This is a genomic window from Paenibacillus sp. strain BS8-2, assembly GCF_054483835.1.
In genome coordinates, this window is record NZ_CM137010.1 from 5,834,996 (window position 1) to 5,860,428 (window position 25,433).

25 protein-coding genes are annotated in these 25,433 nt (G+C 50.4%); 9 read left to right on the forward strand and 16 right to left on the reverse strand.

The genetic code is table 11. The features are described 5' to 3' along the window. The first annotated feature begins 281 nt into the window (after positions 1-281). Both ACX1C1_RS25195 and ACX1C1_RS25200 read left to right on the forward strand, forming a co-directional pair. Positions 282-2,042 carry a sensor histidine kinase gene (locus ACX1C1_RS25195; protein ID WP_458954859.1) on the forward strand — a complete coding sequence of 587 codons (1,761 nt, stop codon included), beginning with the start codon at positions 282-284 and terminating at the stop codon, positions 2,040-2,042. Positions 2,043-2,044: 2 nt separating this feature from the next. Next, positions 2,045-3,649 carry a response regulator gene (locus tag ACX1C1_RS25200; protein WP_458954860.1) on the forward strand — a complete coding sequence of 535 codons (1,605 nt, stop codon included), beginning with the start codon at positions 2,045-2,047 and terminating at the stop codon, positions 3,647-3,649. A gap of 24 nt (positions 3,650-3,673) precedes the next feature. Here ACX1C1_RS25200 and ACX1C1_RS25205 read toward each other — a convergent pair whose 3' ends face one another. After that, positions 3,674-4,684 carry an MBL fold metallo-hydrolase gene (locus ACX1C1_RS25205; protein ID WP_458954861.1) on the reverse strand — a complete coding sequence of 337 codons (1,011 nt, stop codon included), beginning with the start codon at positions 4,682-4,684 and terminating at the stop codon, positions 3,674-3,676. Positions 4,685-4,723: 39 nt separating this feature from the next. Continuing rightward, positions 4,724-5,797: a type 2 isopentenyl-diphosphate Delta-isomerase gene (gene fni / locus ACX1C1_RS25210; RefSeq protein WP_458954862.1), complete on the reverse strand. Its 1,074-nt coding sequence runs from the start codon at positions 5,795-5,797 to the stop codon at positions 4,724-4,726. A 299-nt stretch (positions 5,798-6,096) separates the two neighbouring features. Here fni and nagB point away from each other — a divergent pair, with 299 nt between their 5' ends. The 3 genes from nagB (at position 6,097) to ACX1C1_RS25225 (ending at position 8,802) form a co-directional block, all read left to right on the forward strand. After that, complete coding sequence (nagB, locus tag ACX1C1_RS25215; protein WP_458954863.1) at positions 6,097-6,822, forward strand: glucosamine-6-phosphate deaminase; 726 nt, start codon at positions 6,097-6,099, stop codon at positions 6,820-6,822. Next, positions 6,823-8,010, forward strand: coding sequence for an N-acetylglucosamine-6-phosphate deacetylase (gene nagA / locus ACX1C1_RS25220; protein ID WP_458954864.1), 1,188 nt, complete (start codon positions 6,823-6,825; stop codon positions 8,008-8,010). Positions 8,011-8,178: 168 nt separating this feature from the next. After that, on the forward strand, positions 8,179-8,802 hold the full coding sequence (locus ACX1C1_RS25225) for a hypothetical protein (protein WP_458954865.1): 624 nt from the start codon (positions 8,179-8,181) through the stop codon (positions 8,800-8,802). 65 nt (positions 8,803-8,867) lie between these two features. Here ACX1C1_RS25225 and ACX1C1_RS25230 read toward each other — a convergent pair whose 3' ends face one another. From ACX1C1_RS25230 to ACX1C1_RS25245, 4 genes are all read right to left on the reverse strand, one after another. Continuing rightward, on the reverse strand, positions 8,868-9,656 hold the full coding sequence (locus ACX1C1_RS25230) for a DeoR/GlpR family DNA-binding transcription regulator (protein WP_458954866.1): 789 nt from the start codon (positions 9,654-9,656) through the stop codon (positions 8,868-8,870). Beyond that, the gene (locus ACX1C1_RS25235; RefSeq protein WP_458954867.1) at positions 9,656-10,612 is read right to left on the reverse strand and encodes a sugar kinase; all 957 of its coding nucleotides are present in this window, start codon (positions 10,610-10,612) and stop codon (positions 9,656-9,658) included. The genes ACX1C1_RS25230 and ACX1C1_RS25235 overlap by 1 nt, the downstream gene beginning before the upstream one ends. Before the next feature lie 43 nt (positions 10,613-10,655). Further along, entirely contained in the window at positions 10,656-11,075 is a 420-nt protein-coding gene (locus tag ACX1C1_RS25240) for a hypothetical protein (RefSeq protein WP_458954868.1), read from the reverse strand. A 336-nt stretch (positions 11,076-11,411) separates the two neighbouring features. After that, positions 11,412-11,813 (reverse strand): cupredoxin domain-containing protein, encoded by a 402-nt coding sequence (locus ACX1C1_RS25245; protein WP_458954869.1) that lies wholly within the window; start codon positions 11,811-11,813, stop codon positions 11,412-11,414. Positions 11,814-11,979: 166 nt separating this feature from the next. Between ACX1C1_RS25245 and ACX1C1_RS25250 the strand changes: the two genes are divergently transcribed. The 3 genes from ACX1C1_RS25250 (at position 11,980) to ACX1C1_RS25260 (ending at position 15,366) form a co-directional block, all read left to right on the forward strand. Beyond that, positions 11,980-12,222 carry a hypothetical protein gene (locus ACX1C1_RS25250; RefSeq protein WP_458954870.1) on the forward strand — a complete coding sequence of 81 codons (243 nt, stop codon included), beginning with the start codon at positions 11,980-11,982 and terminating at the stop codon, positions 12,220-12,222. A 226-nt stretch (positions 12,223-12,448) separates the two neighbouring features. Further along, positions 12,449-14,176 carry an outer membrane protein assembly factor BamB family protein gene (locus ACX1C1_RS25255; protein ID WP_458954871.1) on the forward strand — a complete coding sequence of 576 codons (1,728 nt, stop codon included), beginning with the start codon at positions 12,449-12,451 and terminating at the stop codon, positions 14,174-14,176. A 77-nt stretch (positions 14,177-14,253) separates the two neighbouring features. Further along, the gene (locus ACX1C1_RS25260; protein WP_458954872.1) at positions 14,254-15,366 is read left to right on the forward strand and encodes a carboxypeptidase-like regulatory domain-containing protein; all 1,113 of its coding nucleotides are present in this window, start codon (positions 14,254-14,256) and stop codon (positions 15,364-15,366) included. 7 nt (positions 15,367-15,373) lie between these two features. On the opposite strand, the gene ACX1C1_RS25265 is transcribed toward ACX1C1_RS25260, so the two are convergent. From ACX1C1_RS25265 to ACX1C1_RS25295, 7 genes are all read right to left on the reverse strand, one after another. Then, the gene (locus ACX1C1_RS25265; RefSeq protein ID WP_458954873.1) at positions 15,374-16,312 is read right to left on the reverse strand and encodes a dipeptidase; all 939 of its coding nucleotides are present in this window, start codon (positions 16,310-16,312) and stop codon (positions 15,374-15,376) included. A 7-nt stretch (positions 16,313-16,319) separates the two neighbouring features. After that, entirely contained in the window at positions 16,320-17,402 is a 1,083-nt protein-coding gene (gene pqqE, locus ACX1C1_RS25270; protein ID WP_458954874.1) for a pyrroloquinoline quinone biosynthesis protein PqqE, read from the reverse strand. Then, positions 17,393-17,671, reverse strand: coding sequence for a pyrroloquinoline quinone biosynthesis peptide chaperone PqqD (pqqD, locus tag ACX1C1_RS25275; protein ID WP_458954875.1), 279 nt, complete (start codon positions 17,669-17,671; stop codon positions 17,393-17,395). The genes pqqE and pqqD overlap by 10 nt, the downstream gene beginning before the upstream one ends. After that, positions 17,668-18,393 (reverse strand): pyrroloquinoline-quinone synthase PqqC, encoded by a 726-nt coding sequence (pqqC, locus tag ACX1C1_RS25280; protein ID WP_458954876.1) that lies wholly within the window; start codon positions 18,391-18,393, stop codon positions 17,668-17,670. Before pqqC ends, pqqD begins: the two co-directional genes overlap by 4 nt. Then, positions 18,393-19,304: a pyrroloquinoline quinone biosynthesis protein PqqB gene (gene pqqB / locus ACX1C1_RS25285; protein ID WP_458954877.1), complete on the reverse strand. Its 912-nt coding sequence runs from the start codon at positions 19,302-19,304 to the stop codon at positions 18,393-18,395. Before pqqB ends, pqqC begins: the two co-directional genes overlap by 1 nt. A 49-nt stretch (positions 19,305-19,353) precedes the next feature. Continuing rightward, the gene (pqqA, locus tag ACX1C1_RS25290; protein WP_458957796.1) at positions 19,354-19,425 is read right to left on the reverse strand and encodes a pyrroloquinoline quinone precursor peptide PqqA; all 72 of its coding nucleotides are present in this window, start codon (positions 19,423-19,425) and stop codon (positions 19,354-19,356) included. A 116-nt stretch (positions 19,426-19,541) separates the two neighbouring features. Further along, positions 19,542-19,973, reverse strand: a complete 432-nt coding sequence (locus ACX1C1_RS25295; protein WP_458954878.1) for a WGxxGxxG family protein — start codon at positions 19,971-19,973, stop codon at positions 19,542-19,544. Positions 19,974-20,105: 132 nt separating this feature from the next. On the opposite strand from ACX1C1_RS25295, the gene ACX1C1_RS25300 reads away from it, so the two are divergent. Next, complete coding sequence (locus ACX1C1_RS25300) at positions 20,106-20,660, forward strand: manganese efflux pump MntP (protein ID WP_458954879.1); 555 nt, start codon at positions 20,106-20,108, stop codon at positions 20,658-20,660. 75 nt (positions 20,661-20,735) lie between these two features. Here ACX1C1_RS25300 and recQ read toward each other — a convergent pair whose 3' ends face one another. From recQ to icd, 3 genes are all read right to left on the reverse strand, one after another. Further along, positions 20,736-22,892, reverse strand: coding sequence for a DNA helicase RecQ (recQ, locus tag ACX1C1_RS25305; RefSeq protein WP_458954880.1), 2,157 nt, complete (start codon positions 22,890-22,892; stop codon positions 20,736-20,738). Between the two features lie 119 nt (positions 22,893-23,011). Continuing rightward, positions 23,012-23,956 (reverse strand): malate dehydrogenase, encoded by a 945-nt coding sequence (gene mdh, locus ACX1C1_RS25310; protein ID WP_458954881.1) that lies wholly within the window; start codon positions 23,954-23,956, stop codon positions 23,012-23,014. Between the two features lie 77 nt (positions 23,957-24,033). Continuing rightward, positions 24,034-25,329 (reverse strand): NADP-dependent isocitrate dehydrogenase, encoded by a 1,296-nt coding sequence (icd, locus tag ACX1C1_RS25315; protein WP_458954882.1) that lies wholly within the window; start codon positions 25,327-25,329, stop codon positions 24,034-24,036. Positions 25,330-25,433: the final 104 nt, after the last annotated feature.

Genomic DNA, 25,433 nt, shown 5'->3' on the forward strand with positions numbered 1-25,433 from the left:
CCCGCTTCTGTTGTTCTTTTTGTATCCCCCGTTTGGTATTCTGCAGCGGTTCGTTGTTCATCGCACTTTCCACTGAAATTGCTCCCTTCCAAAAATTTGGATTGTTTTTTCTCTCCGCTCCTGTATGATTTATTTTATCAGTCGAGCGGCACGCGCTATATGCCGCGATTTTTAGAAGGATGCCATTTTGTTGAGGATGTTCAACGAGATCACAAATTATGACATGTATCTTTCATTCCGATTCGATTTTCTATATATGTCTCAAACAGAGAGGGATTGCCATGCGCTTACGCGAGAACACTTTTGCCAAAATCATCACTCTAATCGTTCTCTTATTGATTCCGATCATCTTGTTGTATACGCTATCAACGCAGACAAGCGTAAACGTCATCGAAGACGAGATGCAGTCGCTGAAGCAAAAGGACACCACTTACTTGGCGAACGAAATCAATCGCAGCGTCACTACACTATCATCGCTAGGCTTCCTGCTCAGTGAGGATATCCACATCCAGCAAATGCAGACGCTGCATCTGCTTGAAAGCGCATACGAGCGCAACTCCGAGCGGCTGCGTATCATGGAGCGGCTGCGGCTGCTTAACGTATCCCAGCGCTGGGATACGCAGTACAGCATCTACTCGCCGGAGAATAAGCAGTTCGTATCGACAAACACTTATCTTAGCTACGATCTCGATACGGTCAAAAAACTGCTGGCCCCGAAATGGAAGTATGAAGAGATTACCACGCAGAGCTTCAAGCAGATGCGCTTTATCCGCCATATCGTCAAGCCGGCAAGCAAAATTACGAATCTCGATCAAGCAGGCATTATCGTCGAGATTTCATTCCCGGAAGAACATATTATTAAAGATTTGGACGCCTTCAAGCAAACAGGCAAAGGCGATCCTTTCCTAATGAGCATGGAAGGTGACAGCATCCTGAACAGCAGCTCAGATGCGCCTATGGTGGCTAATATTGCTGAGCTGCTGCGATCAGAGGAGATGTCGCTTGGTCATAGCAACAATATCGTTCAGTTCGCTGGCGACGATTATCTGGTCACGCTCGCTCCCATCGAGACATTGGACTGGTATCTGGTCGACTACACGCCGCTCAAGAGTGTCATGCAGCCTATCGTCAAAACACAGATTCTGTTCTATGGCTCAGTCATCCTGTTGCTGGCAATGAGCTTGCTTACAGCGTACATGCTGTATCGCAACGTTCAGCGGCCAATCGGATTGTTGATCCGTAATGTCAAGCGGCTGCAGGACGGCAACTACGCGACGCGAATCAATGTAAATCCGAAGAACGAGTTTGGTTATCTATTCGAGCGCTTCAACGACATGGCTGCCGAGACCGAAAGGCTAATTGGCAAAGTATATGTGGAGGAGCTGCGGCGAAGAGAAGCCAATGTGAAGCAGCTGCAATCCCAGATTAATCCTCATTTCCTTTATAATTGTTTTGCATTGATTCGCAGCCTTGCCCGTCTGGACAAGAAAGAATCCGTCATGAAGCTGTCTATGCATCTGGCCAAATATTATCGTTACACCACTCGAGTCGAGAAGCTGACTGCAACGCTGCGCGAGGAGCTTCAATTGCTTGAAAGCTACCTGGAAATTCAACGATTCCATATTCAACACATGAACTATAGAATCGATATGCCAGAGGACATGCTGGCGCTTGAGGTTCCGCGCTTGCTGCTGCAGCCGGTCGTCGAGAACGCCGTTCTCCATGGAATTGAACGTTACGATGGCGATGGCGTAATCACGATTACCGGTCATACATCGGATGGTTGGCATGAAATTGTCGTGGCGGATAACGGAATCGGCATGACGGAGGAGCAGCTGCACGCGCTTGAGCAACGCATCCTAGAAACGCCTGATGATAACACGGGTTGCGCACTTTGGAACATTAATCAGCGTCTGCTGTTCCAATTCGGAGAGAGATCGTCCTTGACGTTCCGAAGAAAGCCGGATGGTGGTATCGCCGTCCATTTACGGTGGCCAATCACTTCGGCCCAGATAGATGTGGAAGATAGGAGGAGGACGTGAATATGTATCAATTGCTTATCGTTGACGACCAGCCCGATCTGGTAGAGGATCTTGCAACCATGCTGCCGTGGGAGGAGATCGGCATTGGCAGCGTCTTTCAGGCAGGCTCAGGCACCGAAGCGTTGAGTATCATGAAAGAAACGCCAATCGATATTGTCATCTCGGATATTCGTATGCCCGGTATTTCGGGACTCGATCTGATCGAGACCATTCGTACGCAATGGAGTCACGTCAAATGTATCCTGTTATCCGGATACAATGACTTCGAATACGCGCAGCGAGCGCTCAAGAGTCAAGCAAGCGATTATTTGCTTAAGCCTGTAGATGATGATGAGCTGCTTCAATCCGTTCGATTCGCGATCGCCTCACTGGAGAATCGCTGGCTCGAGGTCAGCTCCCATCAAAGCGCGATTGCGACTCTTAGAGATAATTTGCCAATCGTGCGAGGTCATCTGTTAGGTGATTTATTAAACGGCAAACGTTATAACGCTCAAGAGTGGCAACATAAACTCGACATGCTGGAGCTTGGTATTAGACCCGAATCTCCAGTATGCATGATGCTTCTCCGAATGGAGGATTATTTTGTCAGTCATAGCGAAACGGATAACTCTCTCTTCGAATATGCGATCTGCAACATAGCGGAGGAAATTTTTGCGGACAGCTTTAAGCTGTGGTACATGAGAGATGACTATGGGTACTGTGTATTCCTGATCTTCCCTAAGGACAATGCCGACGTGCTTGACCTTCTGGCTGTAGAACAACGAATGTCGCATCTTCAGCATTATGTGAAGCTATATTTGAAGGGTACCGTATCGCTTGCCGCAAGTCGTGATGTTCGGTTCCCTGTAGATATTTCGGCGATTTATGAGGAGCTGCTTAATAGCTTCCGTCAGCGGATCGGGAATGAACGGGATTTCTTCTATACGCTCAAAGAAGGACATGAAACATCCGAAGCGAGCTCGCTCTCGCAGCTCTATCAGCCGCCGCTTCTCCACCATCTGCTAGAGGCGGGTCAATGGGACGCCGCTGAAGATAAGCTGCTCGCGATATTCGCCGAGCTGGAGCACAAATGGGGAGACAGCCACGAACATATTCTGGAGACATATTTCTCCATTATTAGTTCATTAAGTTATTCGGTACACAAGAACAAGCTGTGGTTATCAGACATCATGGGTCAGGAATTCAACCAACTCCTTAATGGCCCTCACTTCCATACCATCAGGCAATTACAAGTATGGACAACCGAGATCATTGGCGGCTTCCGCGCAAATATCTCAGGCAGGGCACAGGATTCCCGCTCCGTCATTATTCAGAAAGTGCAGGAATATGCTTCGTCCAATCTAGATACGGCTTCGCTCCAAAGTATCGCGGAACATGTTTATCTCAATCCTTCTTACCTGTCCAAAGTTTACAAGCTTGAGACTGGCGAAGGGATCAGCGACTACTTATCCAGGCTCAAAATGGAAAAAGCCGCCCATGCACTGCGCTCCTCGCCAAACAAAATTTACGAGATCGCAGCCATGGTCGGCTATCAGAAAACCAGCTATTTCATTAAGGTGTTCAAAGAACGATATGGCGTAACGCCGCAGGAATTCCGAGACTCTTAATGAGCGAGCGATGCCGGGACAGCGTTAAGCTTCGGCAGTAGCTGTCCCTGCTACTGCAAATATGCGATACCCGTCCTGCTCTGAGGATGTAATTACGCCTTGCAGCTCTAGATGGAACAAATGCGCGAGCGTCTCTGCCATTGCGAACCGCAAATTGTGCGGATTGGTTCTCAGACGTGTGCCGAATAATGACTCGCATAACTCGAATGCGTGCTGCGGCTTTTCCGCCAAGCGGCTTTGCATGTCGGCAAGCCTTCTTCCATGGAACGCCTGCAGCTCGCCTATTCTTCCACGAAAGTCAGTGAACGGATCGCGATGGCCGGGGAGCGCTAACTCCACATGATAATGAGCCAGTTGCTCTAGGTTATGAAGAAAGTCCGCGAGCGGATCCCTTTCCTCACCTGGCACAACGCTGATGTTAGGCGTAATATGCGGCAATACCTGATCGCCGCAAATGATCCAGCGTCTGCTGTTATCGTATAGACATACGGCGCCATAAGCATGTCCCGGGGCATCAATCAGCTCCCAATCCCGACCGTTCATGTTCAGTTTGTCTCCTGCCCGCATATAGGTAATTTCCGGCTGCGGCGACACTCGTTCTACGAATCCATCCAGGTTAATCCTTATTTCCAGCATCAATTCTTCCGGCATGCCATGAGAAATAAATAATTCACTTAACGCGACTCCATATTCGTGATTGCCGCCCCATAACCGCCGCGCATAACGATGCGAACGCTCGGTCATGAGAACTGGCGCCCCGCTCTTCTGCTGCATATAACCCGCTAACCCGTAATGATCCGGATGTTGATGCGTCAGCACGATTCGAACGATGTCACGCCACTCCATTCCGCAGTCCTTAAACGTTTCATCCCAGATCTCAACAGCTTCGTCTGTGCGGAGACCCGGATCTACGATCGTATACCCCGATTCCTCCGGGATGATATAACTGTTCACCCACTTAAGCGAGAACGGAAGCGGCACTTTAATACGTTTCCATCCGTCAGGCAATTCCGTTACGATTGTATGGTCTCTCATTGTAATCTCCTCGTTGTAATCATCCTCAGTGACCGAGGGTTAGTTATGGCCTAATCGAACTAGCCGATCCGTCCGCTTCAGCTCTTCTAAGCTGCCTGCTCCAATCCCGAACATAGCCGCCTTCAACTCAAATTCAATCCGGCTGAACTGATCAAGCAGCGCTTCAATGGACCATTCCTGATCCGCATTTGCCGCTTGCGGCAGCAACGCACGCCCAAATCCTGCGAGATCGGCGCCCAAAGCGATCGCCTTGGCGGCTTCGACACCATTAAAGAGCCCCCCGCTCGCAATAATGATGCCTCCAGGCAATTCGCCGCGCAGCTCCGCTATGCTGTCTGCCGTTGGAATTCCCCAGTCGGCGAACGCCTCTGCTGCTTCCCGCATGACGGGATCCGTCGTACGAAACTTCTCCACCTGACTCCATGAGGTCCCGCCTGCACCGGCAGCGTCAATAAAGGAGACGCCAGCCTCTCGGAGCCTTACAGCCGTCGCTCTGTCGATTCCCCAGCCAACCTCCTTAACCCCAACTGGCACTGGCAAGTCGCGACTAATAATTGCGATTTTCTCTAACAGTCCGCTGAAATCCGTATTGCCCTCAGGCTGGAACAGCTCTTGCATACTATTGAGATGCAGGACAAGCGCATCCGCTTCTGACATATCCACTGCGCGACGACAAGCATCGATCCCGAACCCGTAATTTAATTGCACAGCGCCCAGATTCGCGATAACAGGCACCGTTGGCGCTTCTTTACGAATACGAAACGTCTCTGCCACATTTTCATCCTCAATGGCTGCGCGCATAGAACCGAGACCGATCGCCCAGCCGCGTTCTTCTGCCGCAATGGCAAGCCTTCGATTAATTGCGCCTGCTGCATCGGTACCGCCAGTCATGGAGCTCACAAGAAGCGGCGTGCGCATCTGCCGGCCAAATGCGGTTGTATCCATCCGAATCGATGCCAGATTGAGCTCTGGCAGTGCGTTATGTTGGAAACGGTACCTCTCAAAGCCCGTCCGAATGCCTCTGCTCGCTACGTCTTCTTGCAAGCAAATCCGTATATGCTCGCCCTTCCGCGAGACTGTCGCTTCTTGACCGATACGTCTATGATCCGTCACGATGATTTCCCCTTCTCATCCCGATTGCTCAGGATACCTGCGCAGCATTCTCGCAACTGCTTTTCCAATTAGCATATCATAATTTGTCCAGCTCCGCTTCTCATGAGGCTATAACGCCCGAGCCTGGGAACAATGTAAGAAGATATGGGTGCAAGCTGAGACCACCTGCCGTTCCAGTATGATCATTTCAATCATATAATTGATATTATCAATCAAAAATATTGTGTATTCTCGTGAAATCAATTAAACTAAAACTACATCATAATGGATTAAACAATAACTTTCCTGGAGGAATTGCCATGAAGATTCATGTTTTCGAAACCTCAGAAGAGCTTGATAAATTTGCAGCCGACTTGTTTATTGACCTGATTGAACGAAAGCCAGACGCGGTGCTTGGACTTGCGACGGGATCGACTCCGATCGGAATTTATGCCAAAATAATAGAACAAGCCAAACAACAACAAGTAAGCTTCAGCGGCGTAACGACATACAATCTGGACGAATACGTCGGATTGACGCCGGACAACGATCAAAGCTACGCCTATTATATGAACCAACACCTATTCTCCCATATCGATATCCCTGCAAGCCGCACGAATCTCCCGAACGGCATGGCGAACGATCCGATAGCCGAATGCAAACGATACGAGGATATGCTGGAAGAACGTCATGCGGACATTCAATTGCTCGGTCTTGGACACAACGGGCATATCGGCTTTAATGAGCCGGATGCTGAGCTTTCTGCAGGCACGCATGTAGTCGAGCTCAAACAAGAGACGCGCGAAGCGAATGCCCGTTTCTTCGCTTCGATGGACGAAGTGCCTAAGGCAGCCTTCACGATGGGTGTCGGTTCCATACTAAAGGCGAACACGATTCTGCTCGTCGTGCGCGGCGCAGACAAAGCTGGGATCGTCAAAGAAGCGTTAACCGGCCCGATTACAACTGCGGTCCCGGCTTCGCTCCTTCAGACGCATCCTCAAGTTATCGTACTGCTGGATCGTGAAGCAGGAAGGATGCTGGAATAGATGACAGCCCATAACAAGAGCTTTATTGTAACGAATGTACAGATCGTGCTAGAGGACGAAGTTGCAGTTGGTTATCTTGTTGTCGATAATGGCAAGATTGCAGTAATCGGTAGAACTGCGGAGGTCTCTCCAACTTACGAAGGATGGTCCGTTATAGATGGCCGAGGCGGCATGCTGCTGCCCGGCTTTATCGACATCCACGTACATGGAGGCTTCGGCGGTGACTTCATGCACGCCAATCGTGAAAGCTATGATTTAATTACATCATTCCATGTCAAACACGGAACGACGGCTATGCTTGCCACTTCGATGACAGCGAGCAAGGAAGCGATCGATGATGTATTGGCAGCCGTAGCGGAATATAGACAACAAGGAATGGCTTATACGCCGCTCATTGGTGTCCATCTGGAAGGCCCGTTTATTAGCGAGAAGTGGCCAGGCGCACAGAACCCCGCTTTCATTCATGATCCGCAGCTGCCATGGCTGCAAGAGTGGACGCAACAATATCCCGGTCTCATCAAGCTGCTGACGCTTGCCCCTGAGAAGAATGGTGCGCGTGAGACGATTGCTTGGCTTGCCGAGCAAGGAATCATCGCCGCTGCTGGTCATACGGATGCACTTTATGACGAGGTCATCGCCGCGGCGGATGCCGGGTTATCCCATGCGGTTCATACGTATAATGCAATGCGTGGTTTACATCATCGCCAGCCAGGCACACTCGGAGCCGTCTTGACAGACGATCGGATCTACGCCGAGCTCATTGCGGACGGCGAGCATGTCCACCCTGCTGCTATCAAATTAATGTTATCTGCGAAACCGCAAGATCGCGTAATCCTGATCACGGATGCGATCGAGGCCGCTGGCATGCCTGACGGCGACTACGAGCTTGGCGGCTTAGCCGTTACCGTGAAGAGCGGTACCGCACGCCTCACCGAAGGCGGCGCGCTTGCCGGCAGCTCGTTGACCATGATTGCAGCTTTCCGCTTTATGCTAAACGGCGGTTTCGGTCTATCGGTCAACGACGTAAGCCGCATGACAAGCGGCAACGCCGCACGCGAGCTCGGCATCTTTGATTCTACGGGCTCCATTGCAGTCGGCAAACAAGCCGACCTCGTCTTGCTCAATGACTCGCTCCAAGTAACGAGTACTTGGGTGCAAGGCTCTCAGGTTTTTGCTGCAGAACAATGATGTAAATAACATGTATCGACAGCCTTTGTGAGCCGCCAACGCGCTCCAGAGGTTGTCTTTTTTTCTCCTTTTCATTCCAAGCTGCCCTTTGGGCTGATACCCGATTGACGCATTCAGGATGCCAATGTATGATTGAATGTGGAATAATAAGGAATTGGAGTGAGCGTTTTGCGTAACGTTTCGATTATCCTCCTAATCGCGGTCATGCTGGCCGTTAGCGGGTGCACCGCAGAATCAAATGTACGGAACGATACAGATACCGCCATCACCCTTACACCTATCCCGTTATTCGAGGGAGATGCTGCCAAATACAAGCCATTCCTTGGAGCTATGTCAGGTTCGTTCAAACTCAAGTACCAAGGAACACGTACAATAGACCTTGACTTAGAGATCTGGGAGAACGGTCGGAAAACAGGGTCTGCTGGCTCGCTTGGCAGTATATTTGAACAGTATTCCGAACGGAATACAGACGAGATTGAATTTATCATTTCGATCGAAAATCTACCCGTGACAGACGATAATGCTGAACAACAGGCCAGCAGCATTAAAATTGCAGACATTCGTCCAGCCGGCAATACTTCATATGGATTCACGGTTTCGAGAGACATAGCTTTGTCGGCGCAAGGACTCATTGGATATCAGGACCCCATAACATTCGAGGATGACGCGTCGGCATACGTGTGGGGTTGGCATACGACAAGCACCAACTCCATCCATACCTTGGATTTCTCTCCCGAATCACTGGCAAAGATCGAATGGGCGCTGCTGTTCAAATTAAAATACGTATCCTAAACAATCACCCCGCTGGATGCAATATCCAGCGGGGTGATTTCATACAAATATACGTACCTATGCTATTATTCCGTTTCGTAAACTGTAACCTGATGACGCCCCAGCTGTTCGGCCAGCTCTCCCGATAGCGGTAGATCCGTAATAACGGCTTTCAGCTCGGCAATGCCCGCAACAGAAAACAATGAGTTTTTGTTGGTTTTGGTATGATCGAAGACGGCGTACGTTTCCTGCGAACGTTTGATCAGTGCCTTGGCGCTCTGAGCTTCCTGCTCGGAATATGAAGATATGCCGCTTCCGGCAGAGATGCCATCTATGCCGATAAACATCTTACCAATATGGAGTTGCGCAATCATCCCTTCGCCAAGAGGCCCACAAAGCTCGAAGCTGTTGTGGCGCATGATGCCGCCCGTAACGACGACCTGAATCTGACTTCCCGCCAGCTCCATCGCGATATTAACCGCGTTCGTCACAACCGTAATCCCTTTGCGCATTTTAAGGAGCTTAGCTAGCAGGAAATTGGTAGTACCGCCCGACAAACCGATAACATCGCCTTCTTCGATTAACGATGCAGCGAGCGCGGCGATCTTCTCCTTCTCGAGGATCGATAACCCTTCCTTCTCGGAGAACGGCATCTCGCGCATCGTTCCCATGCCGTCATACATCGCTCCTCCGATTGTACGAATAACGGGATATACGCCCTCCATCTGCTCCAGATCTCTACGCGCCGTTGCTTCCGAGCAGCCAAACCGATCTACCATCTCCGTGATCGTAATACGCCCCTGTTGCTTCAGCAATTGGAGAATCGCTTCTCTCCGACGTTGACCTTTGGAACCACCGCTAAGCTCGGTTGTCATTAACGCTCCACCCACGCTTTCGCCGACATACGCTGCTCCACTACACTCCACTCGGGCAATGCTTCCCAATCGCCTCGCATCTGAATAACCAATGAACCGTTAATGCTGGCAAGACGAACGGCTTCCACCGGGGACATACCTTTCATAAGACCGCCTAAGAAGCCCGCACAGAACCCGTCGCCCGCTCCTACAGTGTCCACAACCTGCTCCGCTGGATAGAAGGGAACCGCCGTCTCCTCGCCCTTGTTCAGAACGATTGTCGAGTCTCCCATCCCCTTGATGATGCTGATCGCTTTAAGCTCTGTCAGCTTGGCTTTCACCTTGCTGTAATCATCGGTCTCGTAGAGCAGCCGAAGCTCGTCCCATCCCGGCAAGAAAAAGTCGGCTTCTTCGGCCAGTGGCAGCAGCGTTTCGCGTGCTTCTTCGATCGACCACAGCTTTAATCGCAGATTCGGATCAAAGCTGATGAGTACGCCCGCTTCCTTTGCGATGTCGATGGCGCGGCGCACTGTTCTGCGACTGCTTTCACTAAGCGCACACGTAATGCCCGTAACATGCAGCAGCTTGGCGCCGCGAATGTAATCCTCGTCAAGATCCTCCGGACGCATGCGGCTGGCAGCCGAATGCTTGCGGAAGTAATGGACTGCCATACGGCCCGCAACTTGCTCGCGGAACATCATGCCGGTTGACGCTTCAGTGCTTAGCTTGACGCGAGAAACATCGACGCCTTCGCCTCGAAGCGTTTTCAAGATGATTTTTCCGAAGGGATCGTCACCAAGTGAACCGAACCACCCAACCGACGTACCAAGACGGGCAAGCCCTATAGCAACGTTGCTCTCCGCGCCGCCGAAACCTTGCTCCAGCTTGGAGGCTTTCTCGATGGATTTGTACTCCTCTGGCATGAAAAGCGCCATTGTTTCTCCGAAAGTAATGATTTGTGGTGAATTCTCAGGCACGACAGCTTCCCCCTCTATATCCTCACCCATGCGGTATTAATCGTTAAAACGGGTTAACCATAAAATAAACAACCGCTACATACAGCACAAGAATGATTAAGCTCATTACTCTAGCTTTGCCAACAAAAGCTGCAGCGCTTTGGCCGGATTGTATGGATGATACAACCGATTTAAGCGGTTTGGTAGCAATGCCGCCAAGTGCAGCGATACCAAGGAACAACAACGTTACGATGATCATCCATGTTACCGCGTATTCCCCTTGCGACATTAAGTAACCACCAGTCAGTAGCTGCACAATTAGAAAATATTGCGCAATTCGATTCGCGGATAACAACCCTTTGGCCAAACCAGCTTGACCGCTTCCATCCATCTTGGAGGCTCCTCCGAGCATGATCGGCAATACGATATAGAATCCCATTCCGACAGCGCCTAACACATGTAACAACATCATAACATCTGACATTTTAATTCCTCCTGTATCAATTTACCTATACCTAGTAGTTTATCAGAATCCAGAATATTTTCAAATCATCAAAGAGAGGGGAGCGTTGTCGAATTTTAGAAGCATTATTTTGGTTAAACACCCCCCTAATCGGCAAAAACGCCTCCTCGCCGCATTTCTGCAACGTAGAAGGCGTCTCTTTCATTATTTCCCTACCTGACTTCATTTCCTTTGGCTCTCTTCTCCATCATACATGCCCGGCATCTCTGCTTTGAATAACCCCAACCTTCGCAGTCTCCGTCACTACCGCCGTGAAACTATGAACCAAATGGATAAAGGGATCCATCTGCCCGATTATCATTCTACGATAATTTGTCCCACCATATTGTCATGGCCTTGCCCGCACTGAATGCTGCAATGAAACTCGTACGTCCCTGCTTTATCCAAGGTGATCGTTGCGCTTTCTCCACCATTGATCGTTAAGTTAAGATCGTCGCTTTGCAGCGCGTGAACCCCTTTTTCGTTAACCAAGGTAATCTTAAGCGTATCGCCTACGCTCGCTTTTATCTCAGGTTCGTTGAACGACCAGTTCACGGCATTGATGGTGATTTCCTTCGTTGCACCTCCACCAGCAGGTGCCTTGGTTGAATCCGACGGAGAGCCTGTGTTATTGTCATTCGAATTGCCGCATGCGCTAAGCGTTAATAGGGCGATTAGCGCAAGAGCCATACATAGCTTAGAGAAATTTAATTTCATCATGTATCTAACCCTCCTTTTTATGTTATTCGTCAAGATTATGCCCGTCTCCAGCATAAACCATACTCGGAGAATTTAAGTCATAATCGCTCTTGTCCTAGACATACCTATTTGATAAGTGTCTCAAGAACGTACCCAATAAAATGAGCGAATAGGGAGAGTGCAGCGGATGGCTAGAAAGATGAAATCGCATATGAAAGGCGCTTTGATGGGAGCCTCCATGACTGGCGGTTGGCTCTTAGGCGATCTCTTGCTTCCTGAGCCTTGGGGGGATGTTGTCTTATTCTCGGCGATGGCAGTCGTCAATATCGGGGTTGGCTGGACGCTCGGAAAGCTCTATGATTCACAAGGTGCCAATGATAAGGAATCAGTTGTCGATTCTGATGCCAAGAACGCAACCAGCTTGCTTTGAATTCCTGTCGTAGAAGGTTTGCACTGCCCGGTTATTACACATAATACAGAAGCAAACGTTACGATAAAAGCAGGTCTCTCGAGTCATAGAGAGGCCTCTTTTTGTTTCGTTTATTTGCATAATTTACTTTGATTAGGAAATACCATATTTCATAAAACATGTGAAGCGGAATCTCCATTTGGATCCCCTACCACATCGCCAACTCATACGCATGGAGGTTACAACGATGAAGAACACATATCCAAAAGGCGGAGCTGCACTGTTACTATTGTTGGCTATTACCGCTTGCAGCGGAAACAACACTAACAATCTACCTGAGGCAACGCCGAGCCCCAGCGCCACAGATGCACCTACTGCTGAAGGCGGGCAAGGGAAGTCCTTTGAGAATTGGGGATCCTATGGTTTTACGCTCGCTAATACCCGTCATGTCCCTTACAAAGAGATCACAGCCGACAATATCAACGATCTTGGCGTCGTCTGGTCCGCAGACCTTAAAACGCTCGACCCAGATGTCAAAAACGGAAATCAGTCGTATCCGGTCGTCGTTGACGGTGTCATCTTTATCACAACAGCTGGCAATCAGGTGTTCGCGTTAGACGCAGTGACTGGAAAGACGATCTGGCACTGGAAGCCGTCGGCTGAGCAAGCCGCAACCTTCTCCAAGGCAGGAATCATTGCCAATCGCGGCGTAGCCGTAGGTGACGGCAAAGTCTTTATGCTTGCGGTCGATAATTCGCTCATTTCCTTAGATCAGAAAACCGGTGAGCTGGTAAAAATGATTAAGCTCTCCGATTATATTGAAGGGGTTTCGCTAGAGAATGGTTACTATGAGACGACCGCGCCCCAATATTATAAGGGCAACATCTATTTCGGCAATAGCGGCGGCGACAACGGTACTCGAGGTTTTGTAGCGGCGTTTAAGGCGAGTGACTTGACGCCAGCCTGGGATTCTCCCTTCTGGACCGTACCGCCGAAGGGCCAAGATTGGTTAGCGAACAGCTCGTTCCAAGGCGGAGGCGCGGTATGGAATCCTGTTGCCATCGACGAAGATACCGACATTATGTACTTTGCGACAGGTAATCCGGCTCCAGATTTCTATGGTGCAGGTCGTCCGGGAGACAACCCGAACACGGACTCGGTCGTGGCAGTCAACGCAATGTCCGGTGAGCTTATTTGGGCCAAGCAGGAGGTCAGCCACGACACATGGGATTACGATGCGGCGGCATCTCCAATGATAATTAACGCCACAGTGAAAGGCGAGGAGAAAAAGCTGGTTGTAGAGGGCGGCAAGAGCGGGTTATGGTTCGCTTGGGATGCTGCTACCGGGGACGCCGTATGGGACAAGGTTCCATTCGCCCAGATCGACAAGAAGGAAGTTACGCCTGAAGGTACCATCAGTTATCCCGGCGTGCTTGGCGGGGAGAATTACGCGCCCGAAACCTATGATCCCGCTTCGAATTACGTCTTGATTCCAGGTATCGAGAATCCTTCTCTGTTCAAGTCGGCTAAGTCCGAAGCTGAGGCGGGTACACCCGATTTCCCTGGAGCAGCGGCGTTCGGCACCATATACGAAGCGGTAGAAGGTGTTACGGGTTACGGTACGGTGACGGCGATTGACGTAAATACTGGCAAACAAGCTTATCAGATCAAAACAAAGGATGCACAACGCGGAGGGCTGTCGAGTACTGGCTCGGGACTTGCGTTCTTCGGAGAATTGGACGGCAAGCTGAATGCGCTCGATATTAAAGCCGGCAAAATCATTTGGACTTTCCAAATGTCCGGAGATAACGTGCAGGCTGCTCCATCGATCTACACAGTTGATGACAAAGAATATGTGGCGATCACTACGGGCGGAACTAAACCTAAAGTGCATGTGTTCGGGCTTGGCGGCGACAAGACGCAAGGATCATCCGGCCAAGCAGATTCGGGCAGTGCGCATTCGTCGTCGAAGTAATTCGGCTCAGACTTTATCGCCAAGCCAGGTCGCCCTTCGTCCTGGCTTGATCAATACATAACCAGGAGATTACGACTATGATTAGAAGAATCATGACGGGACTGTTTGTGTTGTCTGCTGTTGCGGCAGTCTTCTTGACAGATCCTAGCTCAATTGCAATTGCAAGAACAAATGACATTGGGGCCAGATTGGAGCTGGAGCAGTCGAGCTTTGCCGTCAAGGCATGGCGACATGACAGCTCCCACTTGGCTGCTGTCAAAGGCAGACTGACACTTGGAGATCGGCCAGTCGCAGGCGCCCTGCTGCAAACCGATTCTAATGGCAGGAGCATACAAACAGGAGAAGACGGAACCTTTGAGCTGTTGGTGGACCGAAGTCTAATCGCCATGAAGCACCTTCGCGTCATTTCGCTCGAAGGCGCTTCAATCGATAGCAAGCCAATCGGGAATGAAGAAACGGCATCCATAAGGTCGATTTCCTCCTCTATCAGCATCTTCCATCCTATTGAAGTATCGAAGGTAGTACCGTCAGCTGAAGACGCGAGCAAGGTTATGGTGCACGCCAGGATCACGAGCAATTCGGGTGACATCATTTCATATTTCCAGGCAGACAAGTACCGGATTGCAGGACAATTGCGCGATGCCGATGGAAATCCTGTTAAGGACGCAATCGTATGGATCGACCGAGATCAAGGTGAGGGCTTTGCCAAGTCAACCCCGACCGATAAGGAAGGGCGATACGAGATGATGTACTGGCCGGAGGCCGAGGACACGAATCTTACAGTAATCGTAGGTACGCGCAGATACACGCTGCCCGAGGGCAAAGTATTTAGCCTGCCGCGGAACACAAGCGTTGATATTGAGATTCAACTGCCAAGAGAAGGGCTCGTGATCGATGATAAGCCGCCTTACCTTGTAGGCACGACTACGAAGGGAGCGACATATTCCGGCCTGCTTGCCGGACTAGACGTACCTCTCGGTACTTCCTATTCTGTGACGATACCCGATGAACTTGGCCGGTTCGTTCTGACAGTCCATAAGGAGGTTTGGGACAAGCACCCGCTCTTCATTGAGATGAAACTGAAAAAGTTTATCGAGCAGGCGAACATACTGAAGGCGGGGGACGAGCTGCCTGGCGAATATTTGCAACCTAAATCAACAGATCCGAAAGTAGAGTATTCGGCATCCTGATGGACGGCTATTCGATCGGCAGATGCTCCAGATAGAATCGGGACCAATTACCGTAAACGAAGTGCTCGACATCCTCTTCCTTATAGTGCTTCAACAATAGATTGACCAGCCTGTCGTACTGACCAGCGTGCTCCAAACCGGTGATCCATTCCTGTATCCCGTCGAAATCAGAGCCAAAGCCGATATTACGCTTGCCGCCCAATGCGCAAACGTGGTCAATATGAAGCAGCAATTGATCTAACGAAACCAGTTGTTCTGTACTCACAAACGGAGGGACGAATGTAATCCCAATGACGCCATCCCTTTGAATGAGTGCTCTGATTTGATCGTCTGATAGATTTCTTAAGCGAGGGCTGATTGCACTTGCATTGGAATGAGAAGCAATGACAGGCTTCCGGGAAGCTTCGATAAGCTCCCAGAAGCCTTTCTCTGCAAGATGGGAGACGTCCATGATCAAGCCCAGGCGGTTGCATTCGCTAATCAAGTCCATTCCCGCCGAAGTAAAACCGCCTTTTCTAGGCTCGAGCACACCGTCTGCCGCCCAGTTGGCGCGGTTCCAGGTAATGCCGACGGTCCTTAGTCCAAGATGGTATAGAATACGTAGATAGGCCAGGTTCCCATGAAGTGAATCTACGCCTTCAAGAGACAGCATGGCTCCGATCCGATCTCCGTTCAAGGCGATTCGCAAATCGGATTGAGTGCGGATTATCTTCATTTGAGGCAAGGAAAGAATACGTTCGTAGAATAAGTCGATGCTCTCCAGCACATACGTAAATTCTCGCGACCATCGCTGCGGCAGATAGACGGCAAAGCTCTGAACACAGATGCCTGATGACAACATTCTGTTCAGCGTAACATCCAAACCTTCTTGGCCATTGGCAAAATCCAGTTCAGGATTTTGTAATAGCTTGCTGAGCACATCGCAGTGCGCATCGAATATTCTCAACTCACGATCACCTGCCGCGGTAAGTATAAGTAGCTTCCGCACTTTCGTCATGCCCGGTCAAGTCCACCCGGTTCATGACTTCCTTGCGATGAGGAGAATGTATACATACCGGATCTGCAGCCCGAGCGTCGCCTGTCAACAGGAAAGCCTGACAGCGGCATCCGCCATAATCCAGCTCGCGCCGCTCACAGCTTCTGCATGGCTCCTCCATCCAATCATAGCCTCGGAAAACGTTAAACGAAGGGGCATGATGCCATATCCAAGCCAGATCGCGTTCCTTCACATTTTCGAAAGACAAGCTCTGAATCTCTGATGCGACCGTACAGGGCAATACCCTTCCGTCAGGAGCAACCGTAAGTGAAAGTTTGCCCCAACCGCCCATACAGGGCTTCGGGAAATCCTCGTAATAATCAGGTAAAATCCAAATAAGTTCCATTTGATTGCCATATCGCTCGTTTGCTTTAACAAATGCGGCTTCTGCCTCCTGGAGCTGTTCTCTCCGCGGCAACAGTTTATGTACGTTATGCAAAGCCCAGCCATAATACTGTGCGTTAGCCAGCTCCACACGCTGTGCCCCCCATTCCGCGCAAAGTTCGATAATCTGTTCGAACTGATGCAGATTGCCCTTATGGAGAACGACGTTCATATTTAGAGCGAGACCATTTGCACGGATCCAATTAGCAGCTTGTCGTTTCAGCTCGTGAGCTTTGAAGCCGGCAATGTGATCGGAAATGTCTGCCGACGCGGCCTGAAGACTAAGTTGAATGCTGTCGACCCCAGCCTCTGCCAGCTGCCGGACTCGCCCATCCGTCAAGCCGACGCTGCTCGTGATGAGATTGACATACAGCCCCAGTTCTCGAGCATACCTTACCAATTGCACCAGATCCGAGCGCAGCAAGGGCTCTCCGCCAGTGAAATGTACCTGCACAACCCCTAGCTCGCTAGCTTGCTCTAACACGCTTAGCCATTTGTCCGTCGTCAGCTCATTCTCTCTTTTCTGCAATTCCATTGGGTTCGAGCAGTATGGACAATGAAGCGGACAGCGATGAGTGAGCTCCGCGGTCAAGGCATAAGGCAAACTTACTGACATGGCTCCAACCATCCTTTCTCCGCAGCCGCAACGAAGAACTCCATAATGTCATCACTGAGACCTGTCTGATTATATTTCAACTCGAGTTCCTCGATGATTTGTGCAATTGTACGCTGCCCGTCGCAAGACCTGAGAATCGCTGCGGCCGCCTCGTTAAGCTCGACGACTCGCTCCGGCAGCAGCAACAGCTCCATCTGACGGGCCTTATCGTATTTCATGCGGCCTGGACTGCGCAGTATCGGCCTTTCCGACAGCGCCCATACACTCATCGGCCATTAGCTCCAGCATCAGCGGAAATGGGATAAGCCAAACTTAATGCGTCCAAGAGCGACCATAGTACATTACATTTGAAACGCAAAGCGTTAATTGCCTGCTCTTGGTCGCTGCGATCGCTGCATTCGCGCAATACGATACTCAGGCCATGATCTGCATCACGTGGAGCTTGGTGAAGCCGGGCTTGGAAGTAGGCGAGTCCTTCCGGAAGAATCCATGGGTATAGCTGCTCGAATACTCCGATCCGCTTGGATACTAGAGTAGGGGCGAACAACTCTGTCAATGAAGAAGCGACAGCTATTGGCCATGGCTCAAGCCTGCAGAAGTTCACATATGCATCAACGGCGAACCTGACAGACGGAAGCACATGGCGTTCATCCAGCATTTCTTCTCGCGGTATACCTGCCGCCTCACCCAACCGAACCCATGCTTCAATGCCGCCTTCACTGCCTTCTCTCCCGTCATGATCGATAATACGTTGAATCCATTCGCGGCGATCATTGATGGACGGCAATTTGGACAGGATCAGCGCGTCCTTAATCGGGATGTTCTTCTGATAATAAAAGCGGTTAGCGATCCAGGCTCGAAGCTGCACCGGGGAAAGTTCTCCTGCATGCATGGCAATATGATAGGGATGTTTGTCGTGATAATACTTCTCTCCTACCTGTCGCAATCGCGACGTGAATTGTTCATTCGAAAGCAAATAAGACTCCAACATCAAACCTCCATCTCCATTCCGTCAAATCCAACTTCAATACCAAGGGCAGTCAAACTTCGGCGTTCAGACGAAGTCTCTACTAATATCGGATTCGTGTTATTAATGTGAATATAGACTTTGCGTCGCGCGTGTAAACGCGCAAGCCGTTCGGCACTTCCATTCGCTCCGGATATCGGGATGTGTCCCATATCAGAGGCGTCCAGATCGGATATTCCCAGCGCACGCAGCTCATCACCAGACCAGAAGGTACCGTCTATGAACAGACAATCTGCGCCTTCCATATGTCGCTCCAATATCGGCGACCATGCCTCTATTCCAGGCGCGTAGACAGCGACGCCTCCAGTTGATCGATCCATTATGCGGTAGCCAATCACCCAATGGTCCCGCTCCTGAAGGGGTTGATTAGACTCGATATACCGAGGAAACTTGTCGCTCAAATAAAATGGACATACTAATAATTTCCCCCCAAAAAGTGGGAAATATTCTTCTGGCATCGCCTCTAACCATTCAAAACTCGCAAAAGGTTCAATCATTCGGCGAATCGGGAAGTCATTTGCAAGAGCATGAAGAACAGGAGCAGGAGCGTATACTTGAATGGAGGAGCCTTGTCTGAGTTGGAGAAGACCTGTTGTATGATCTAATTCAGCGTCCGTCAGCAATACGGCTTTAATGGGGGAACCACGTAGGGAAGGTCCAGGGTGGAGACAGTCGTGCGAAACTGCCTGCTCGCAAATATCCGGACTAGCGTTGAGCAGCGCCCAGTGGATCCCATCGGGACTTACAGCCAATGAATCATTGCTGCGGGCGCTTACCGCGGTGTCGCCGGCTCTCAATCGTATGCAATTGGGGCATGCGCAATTCCATTGCGGATACCCCCCGCCTGCCGCGGAGCCTAACACTTTAATGATCATATCATCCCCCCTTATAGAAAAAGATGCCGGTTTGCACCGGCATGACAAATTACTTCTTATAAGAGTATGCCGTCACTTCGGCACATAGATCGATAATTTTGAATTCTGGTTTTACCCACATGGCCAGCCCTCCTCTCTATGGACTTTTGCAGGCGACATGATTGTAATCCATTATATGTCGGCTTGTGGATGTCCAAGAATCAAATTGGTTCTCTGGGCTTCTTAATTGTTGCGTTCTTAATTGTTACGTTCTGGATTACGGCTACGAAATCCGAATAAACCGAGCAGTCCAATCAGACCCAGCCAGCTCCAATTTGTCGTTTTAGTGGACGTTGTCGATGCGGCATGAAAATCGTTGCCGGTATAAGAATCCATTTGATATTGCGGGATATTGCCAATTGCGCGAGGAGTGTCCGTATTTACGTTCAAGAACTGGCTGCCCGTTCCCGTTCCGTATACACTAACGTTTGACGAGTGGTCCATCTTGTCCATCCTTGAATCGTAGCTTTTTGTAGTAATCCCTTCGTTCACGACGGACCTATTGGTCCCCATACCGCCACCTAACCCGCCATTTCCTCCGTTGTCCGTTCCAGCATAAGCATAAACATGAGACGCGGTCATTAGCACGACAAGGGGGATACTGAGCCTTAACAACCATTTAGCTAACATTATTGAACACCAGCCTTCTAAAGGATATTGATACTGTTTTCATTAGATTCCCATAGGAGCGGTGAATTTATTCCATGCTTGTACTACGAACTTGTTATTGTGTATATATTTGGATACAAGGATGGTGGATGAATGATGGAGATGTTGTACGCAGGGCTTATAACCTTGTCGCTAGGCCTCGATGCTTTAATTATTTCATCCTCATTGGGGCTCAGAAAAAAGTCAGGGAACAAGATGCAAATCGCGTTAGTGTTTGCTTTAGCCGAATCCCTCATGCCCATTGCCGGTATGATCATTGGAGCAGCGCTCGGCCATTATTTCGATGGCGTCATATCGGCGATTGGCGCACTGATGTTGATCGGTGTAGCAGTCTATTTTGTTTGGTTCGACCGAGACGAAGATGCTGACAGGGCGTCCGAGCAGCCGCTCGTCGGATGGGCACTCATTACAGTAGCAATCGGCATCAGCTTGGACGAGCTTGCTGTCGGCTTTTCCGCCGGATTGATGCAATTGCCGATTGTATTCACCATTATGATGATAGCGATCCAGTCCTTCGTATTCACTTGGATTGGACTTACTTTCGGAGCCAAGCTTAAGCGTTACCTTGGCGAATGGGCAGAGAAGGGATCCGGTCTCGTGCTGGGGCTGATCGGCGTATGGATGCTTGTCGAAATCATTGCCTTGTAATGCTGCTATTTACAGCCAAACACGTTAAAGCCCGCAGGATCTCTCCCGCGGGCATTATATCTGTTAATGTCTCTGTTATTGTCCAATTCCATGCTTGCACAGAACCCCGTGAATCGAGAAATACGCGACCTCAGGCGGAAGCTCGTCCTTGATCGGCCTTAATTTCTCAGCGCCTACCTTTTCGATCGCCGCCAGAATAAGCAACTCTTGATCCGGTGGAACAATACGCTCCCAATCCACTTCATTCCCTTCGCCAGCACCGCGGATAATATGACCCTCCACTGTTACCTGGCTGAAGCCGCGTTCCTTCGCGATCTCTGCCGTCGTCATGCCTTCGTTAAACATGGTTAGCGACACGAGGTGGCTCGGTGTTTCACCAACGGCTACAGCACGCGTAACCGCACGCGACTTTGTAGCTCCTGTCCCCGCTGAACTGCTTACACCATCACCCATTCCGGCAAACTCCGTTACGATCCGCAGCAGATCTTCGCCGTATTTGTTTCCTTTGGCAGCGCCAATCCCCTTCAGAGTCAGCAACGAATTCAAATCCCGTGGCTTTGCATCCGCTATATCTTTAAGCGTGGAGTCGAAGAAAATCATAAACGGCGGCACGCCTTCTCTTGCTGCAGCCTCTCTTCTCCACTGCTTCAGCGCTTCGAATAGCGGCGAGGACTCGATTGCCGACGATCCGCCGGCGGTCTGTTTGACCGTCACGCGCATACGCTGGGTTATATTCTGTTTGCCCTCAAGCACGGGGAGAGCGTTCGCGGTAAGCGATACCGTCGGATATTGTCCTTCGCTTAGCCTCATATACCCTTCCGCGACAAGCCAATAGAGCCAATCCGCAATCTCTCGCTCAGGAAGCCGACTCATAAGACCATATGTAGTCAACCGATCTAGTCCGAACTCCAGCAATCGCTTGTCCCTCGAGCCCTTAAGCACCTTGGCGGCCATCATGACGCCGAAACGTCCCTTCATGCGGCCAACACAGGAGAGCGCCATCTTCGCTTCCTCCGTTCGATCGACGGCCTCACTTTTGTCCAGACAACTGCTGCACTTCCCGCAAGGGACGACGTCCGATTCGCCAAAGTAGTCGACGATAAATTGCTGCAGGCAGCGCTGTGTCCGGCTATAGTTCATCATCAGGTTCAGCTTGGACAACTGAATCGACTTACGATCCGTGTCGCCAGTGCCCTGCTCGATTAGAAAGCGTTGGACTTGCATATCGGCAGGCTCGAATAACAGAATACAATCACTTTCCTCGCCATCCCGTCCTGCCCTGCCTGCTTCTTGGTAATACGACTCCAGGTCGCCAGGCATCTGCCAATGAAGCACGAACCTGACATTCGGTTTGTCGATCCCCATACCGAACGCATTAGTCGCCACCATAACCTTGCTGCGATCGAATCGGAACGACTCTTGCGCTTCTGCTCGCTCGACATCGCTTAGACCTCCGTGGTATTTGTCCGCCTCAATTCCACTAGACTTCAGAATCGCGCATACCTCATCTGTCTCCTTTCGGGTAGCCGCATAGATAATGCCGGACTGATCGGGACGATCTTTCAGAAACTGGGCAAGAAACCGCTTCTTGTCCACTCCGGTCACGACCGAAAGCGAGAGGTTTGGTCTCGCGAAACCCGTTACGAAACGACGCGGCTCTCTTAGCCTCAGCATCGCCTCGATATCCTCGGCCACTTCAGGCGTGGCCGTTGCCGTAAAGGCCGCTACCAGAGGGCGGTTCGACATACGACCGATCCAACCTGCCAGCTGTCTGTAGCTCGGCCGGAAATCATGCCCCCACTGCGATACGCAGTGTGCCTCGTCGATAGCGATAAGCGGAATCTGGAGTTGTTCGGATAACGATTGAAACATGGCAGAATCCAGACGCTCCGGGGCAACGTACAACAGCTTATATTCGCCCTGCATAGCGCTTCGCAGCACATCTCTGTACTCGGCGGCACCAAGCGAGCTATTGAGATAGGCCGCGGATACACCAAGTCTGCGCAGACTATCCACCTGATCCTTCATGAGCGAGATAAGTGGAGAAATAACAAGCGTCGTGCCTGGCAACAGCAATGCAGGAAGCTGATAACAGATCGACTTTCCTCCCCCCGTCGGAAGGATCGCAAGCGTATCATGCCCTTCCACGATCCCCTCAATAATCTCTGCTTGCCCTTTACGGAAGGTATCGTAACCATAAACTTGCTTTAAGATCGAGTATGCTTCTTCCATTCCGATCCTCCTCTCCATCTGCTTCTGAAAAAAAAAGAAGAGGACCCTGGCAACAGCTGTCAGGGTCCTCCTGTAACGGCCGTAAGATGCGGCCTTCGTATATGTGTGGACGGCTGCTTCTAACCCGCCTCGACAACGCTGATGACGTTACGGACGGAATCGGCGGACTTGTCGAGCGCCGCCTTTTCTTCCGATGTTAGTTCCAGCTCAATAATCTTCTCAATACCGTCGCCGCCTAATACCGCAGGTACGCCCATAAACAAATTGTCGTAGCCGTATTCGCCCTGCAAATAAGCGATGACGGGAATGATTCGTTTCTTATCCTTAAGTACGGCTTCGGTCATCTGGACAAGCGATGCGGCAGGCGCATAATAGGCGCTGCCATTGCCTAACAATCCAACAATTTCACCGCCGCCTACGCGTGCGCGTTGTACGATCGCATCGATCCGTTCAGCGGAAATCAACTTCTCGATCGGAATACCAGCAACGTTGGAATAACGTACAAGCGGTACCATATCGTCGCCATGTCCGCCAAGCACGAAACCACGTACATCCTCAACCGAAACATTAAGCTCCTGAGCGATGAATGTGCAGTATCTAGCCGTATCGAGCACACCGGATTGGCCAATGACCCTGTTCTTAGGGAATCCGAGCGTTTGGAACGCCACGTACGTCATGGCATCAACGGGATTACTCAAGATGATCACATAAGCATTTGGGCTCGTAGCCTTCACGCTTTCGCATACGGAACGAACGATACCTGCGTTGGTATTAACAAGATCGTCACGACTCATGCCAGGCTTGCGCGCGATACCCGCTGTAATAATAACGACATCGGAATCTCTAGCATCCTCGTAGTTGGCCGTACCGATAATTTTCGCATCTACACCAAGCACCGGCGTAGCCTCAAGCATATCGAGCGCCTTTCCTTTGGTTGGGTTCTCAAGCGGCGCGATATCAAGCAGAACGACGTCGCCAAGTTCCTTCTGTGCCAACATTAGCGCTGTTGTTGCGCCAGTAAAGCCTGCCCCGACTACCGTAATTTTGTTGCGTTTGATTGCCATATGAGTTTACCCTCCCGTTCAAAAGACGCCGAAGCCCTCGGCCTAGAGGCGGCCGAGGGTATGTTTGCGACTTTTGATTACATGTTTGTGATGATTTGGTCTGCAAATGCGGAGCACTTCACTTCAGTTGCGCCTTCCATCAGACGCGCGAAGTCGTAAGTTACCGTTTTGTTATTGATCGAAGTTTCCATACCTTTGTAGATCAGGTCAGCCGCTTCTTGCCAGCCCAGGTGCTCAAGCATCATAACGCCGGACAGAATAACGGAACCAGGGTTCACAACGTCTTTGTCCGCGTATTTAGGAGCTGTACCATGAGTAGCTTCGAAGATCGCATGACCTGTCAGGTAGTTGATGTTAGCGCCTGGTGCGATACCGATGCCGCCAACTTGTGCAGCAAGAGCGTCAGACAGGTAGTCGCCGTTCAAGTTCAACGTCGCGATTACGTCGAAGTCTGTAGGACGAGTCAATACTTGTTGCAAAGCGATGTCCGCAATTGCGTCTTTTACGATGATTTTGCCAGCTGCTTCAGCATCAGCTTGAGCTTTGTTCGCTGCGTCTGTACCTTCAGCTTCTTTGATACGGTCATATTGTCCCCAAGTGAACGTTTGTTCAGCAAACTCTTGCTCGGCTACTTCGTAACCCCAGTTTTTGAACGCGCCTTCTGTGAACTTCATGATGTTGCCTTTGTGTACAAGTGTTACAGTCTTACGACCGTGTTTGATCGCATATTCGATCGCAGCGCGAGCCAGACGTTTCGAACCTTCTGCGGAAACTGGCTTGATACCGATACCCGAAGTTTCAGGGAAACGAATGTTTTTAACGCCCATTTCATTTTGCAAGAAAGCAATTACTTTTTTAACTTCAGCAGAACCTTCTGCATACTCGATACCTGCATAGATATCTTCTGTATTCTCACGGAAGATAACCATGTCTACAAGCTCAGGGCGTTTAACCGGGGATGGTACGCCAGCGAAGTAACGAACTGGACGCAAGCAAGTGTACAGGTCCAGCTCTTGACGAAGCGCGACGTTAAGGGAACGGATGCCGCCGCCGATTGGCGTAGTCAAAGGTCCTTTAATCGCAACGATGTATTCGCGGATTGCTGTCAATGTGTCAGCTGGAAGCCATTCGCCGTATTCGTTGAACGCCTTCTCGCCTGCGAATACTTCATACCAAGCGATTTTTTTCTCGCCGTTGTATGCTTTCTCTACTGCTGCGTCAAGAACACGCTTGGAAGCGCGCCAGATGTCACGACCTGTGCCGTCGCCTTCGATGAAAGGAATGATCGGCTGATTAGGGACCTGCAGTTTGCCATTGTCAATTGTAATTTGCTCGCCTTCTGTTGGAAGCGCGTATTTCTCGAATGTTGCCATGAATGAATTCCTCCTAAATAATGGTTGGATGTATGATACGTTGTGCTGCAAACAAGGAAAAGGAGAACAAGCCGTCAGCTTGCTCCCTCTCTTCTCCCAAGGTG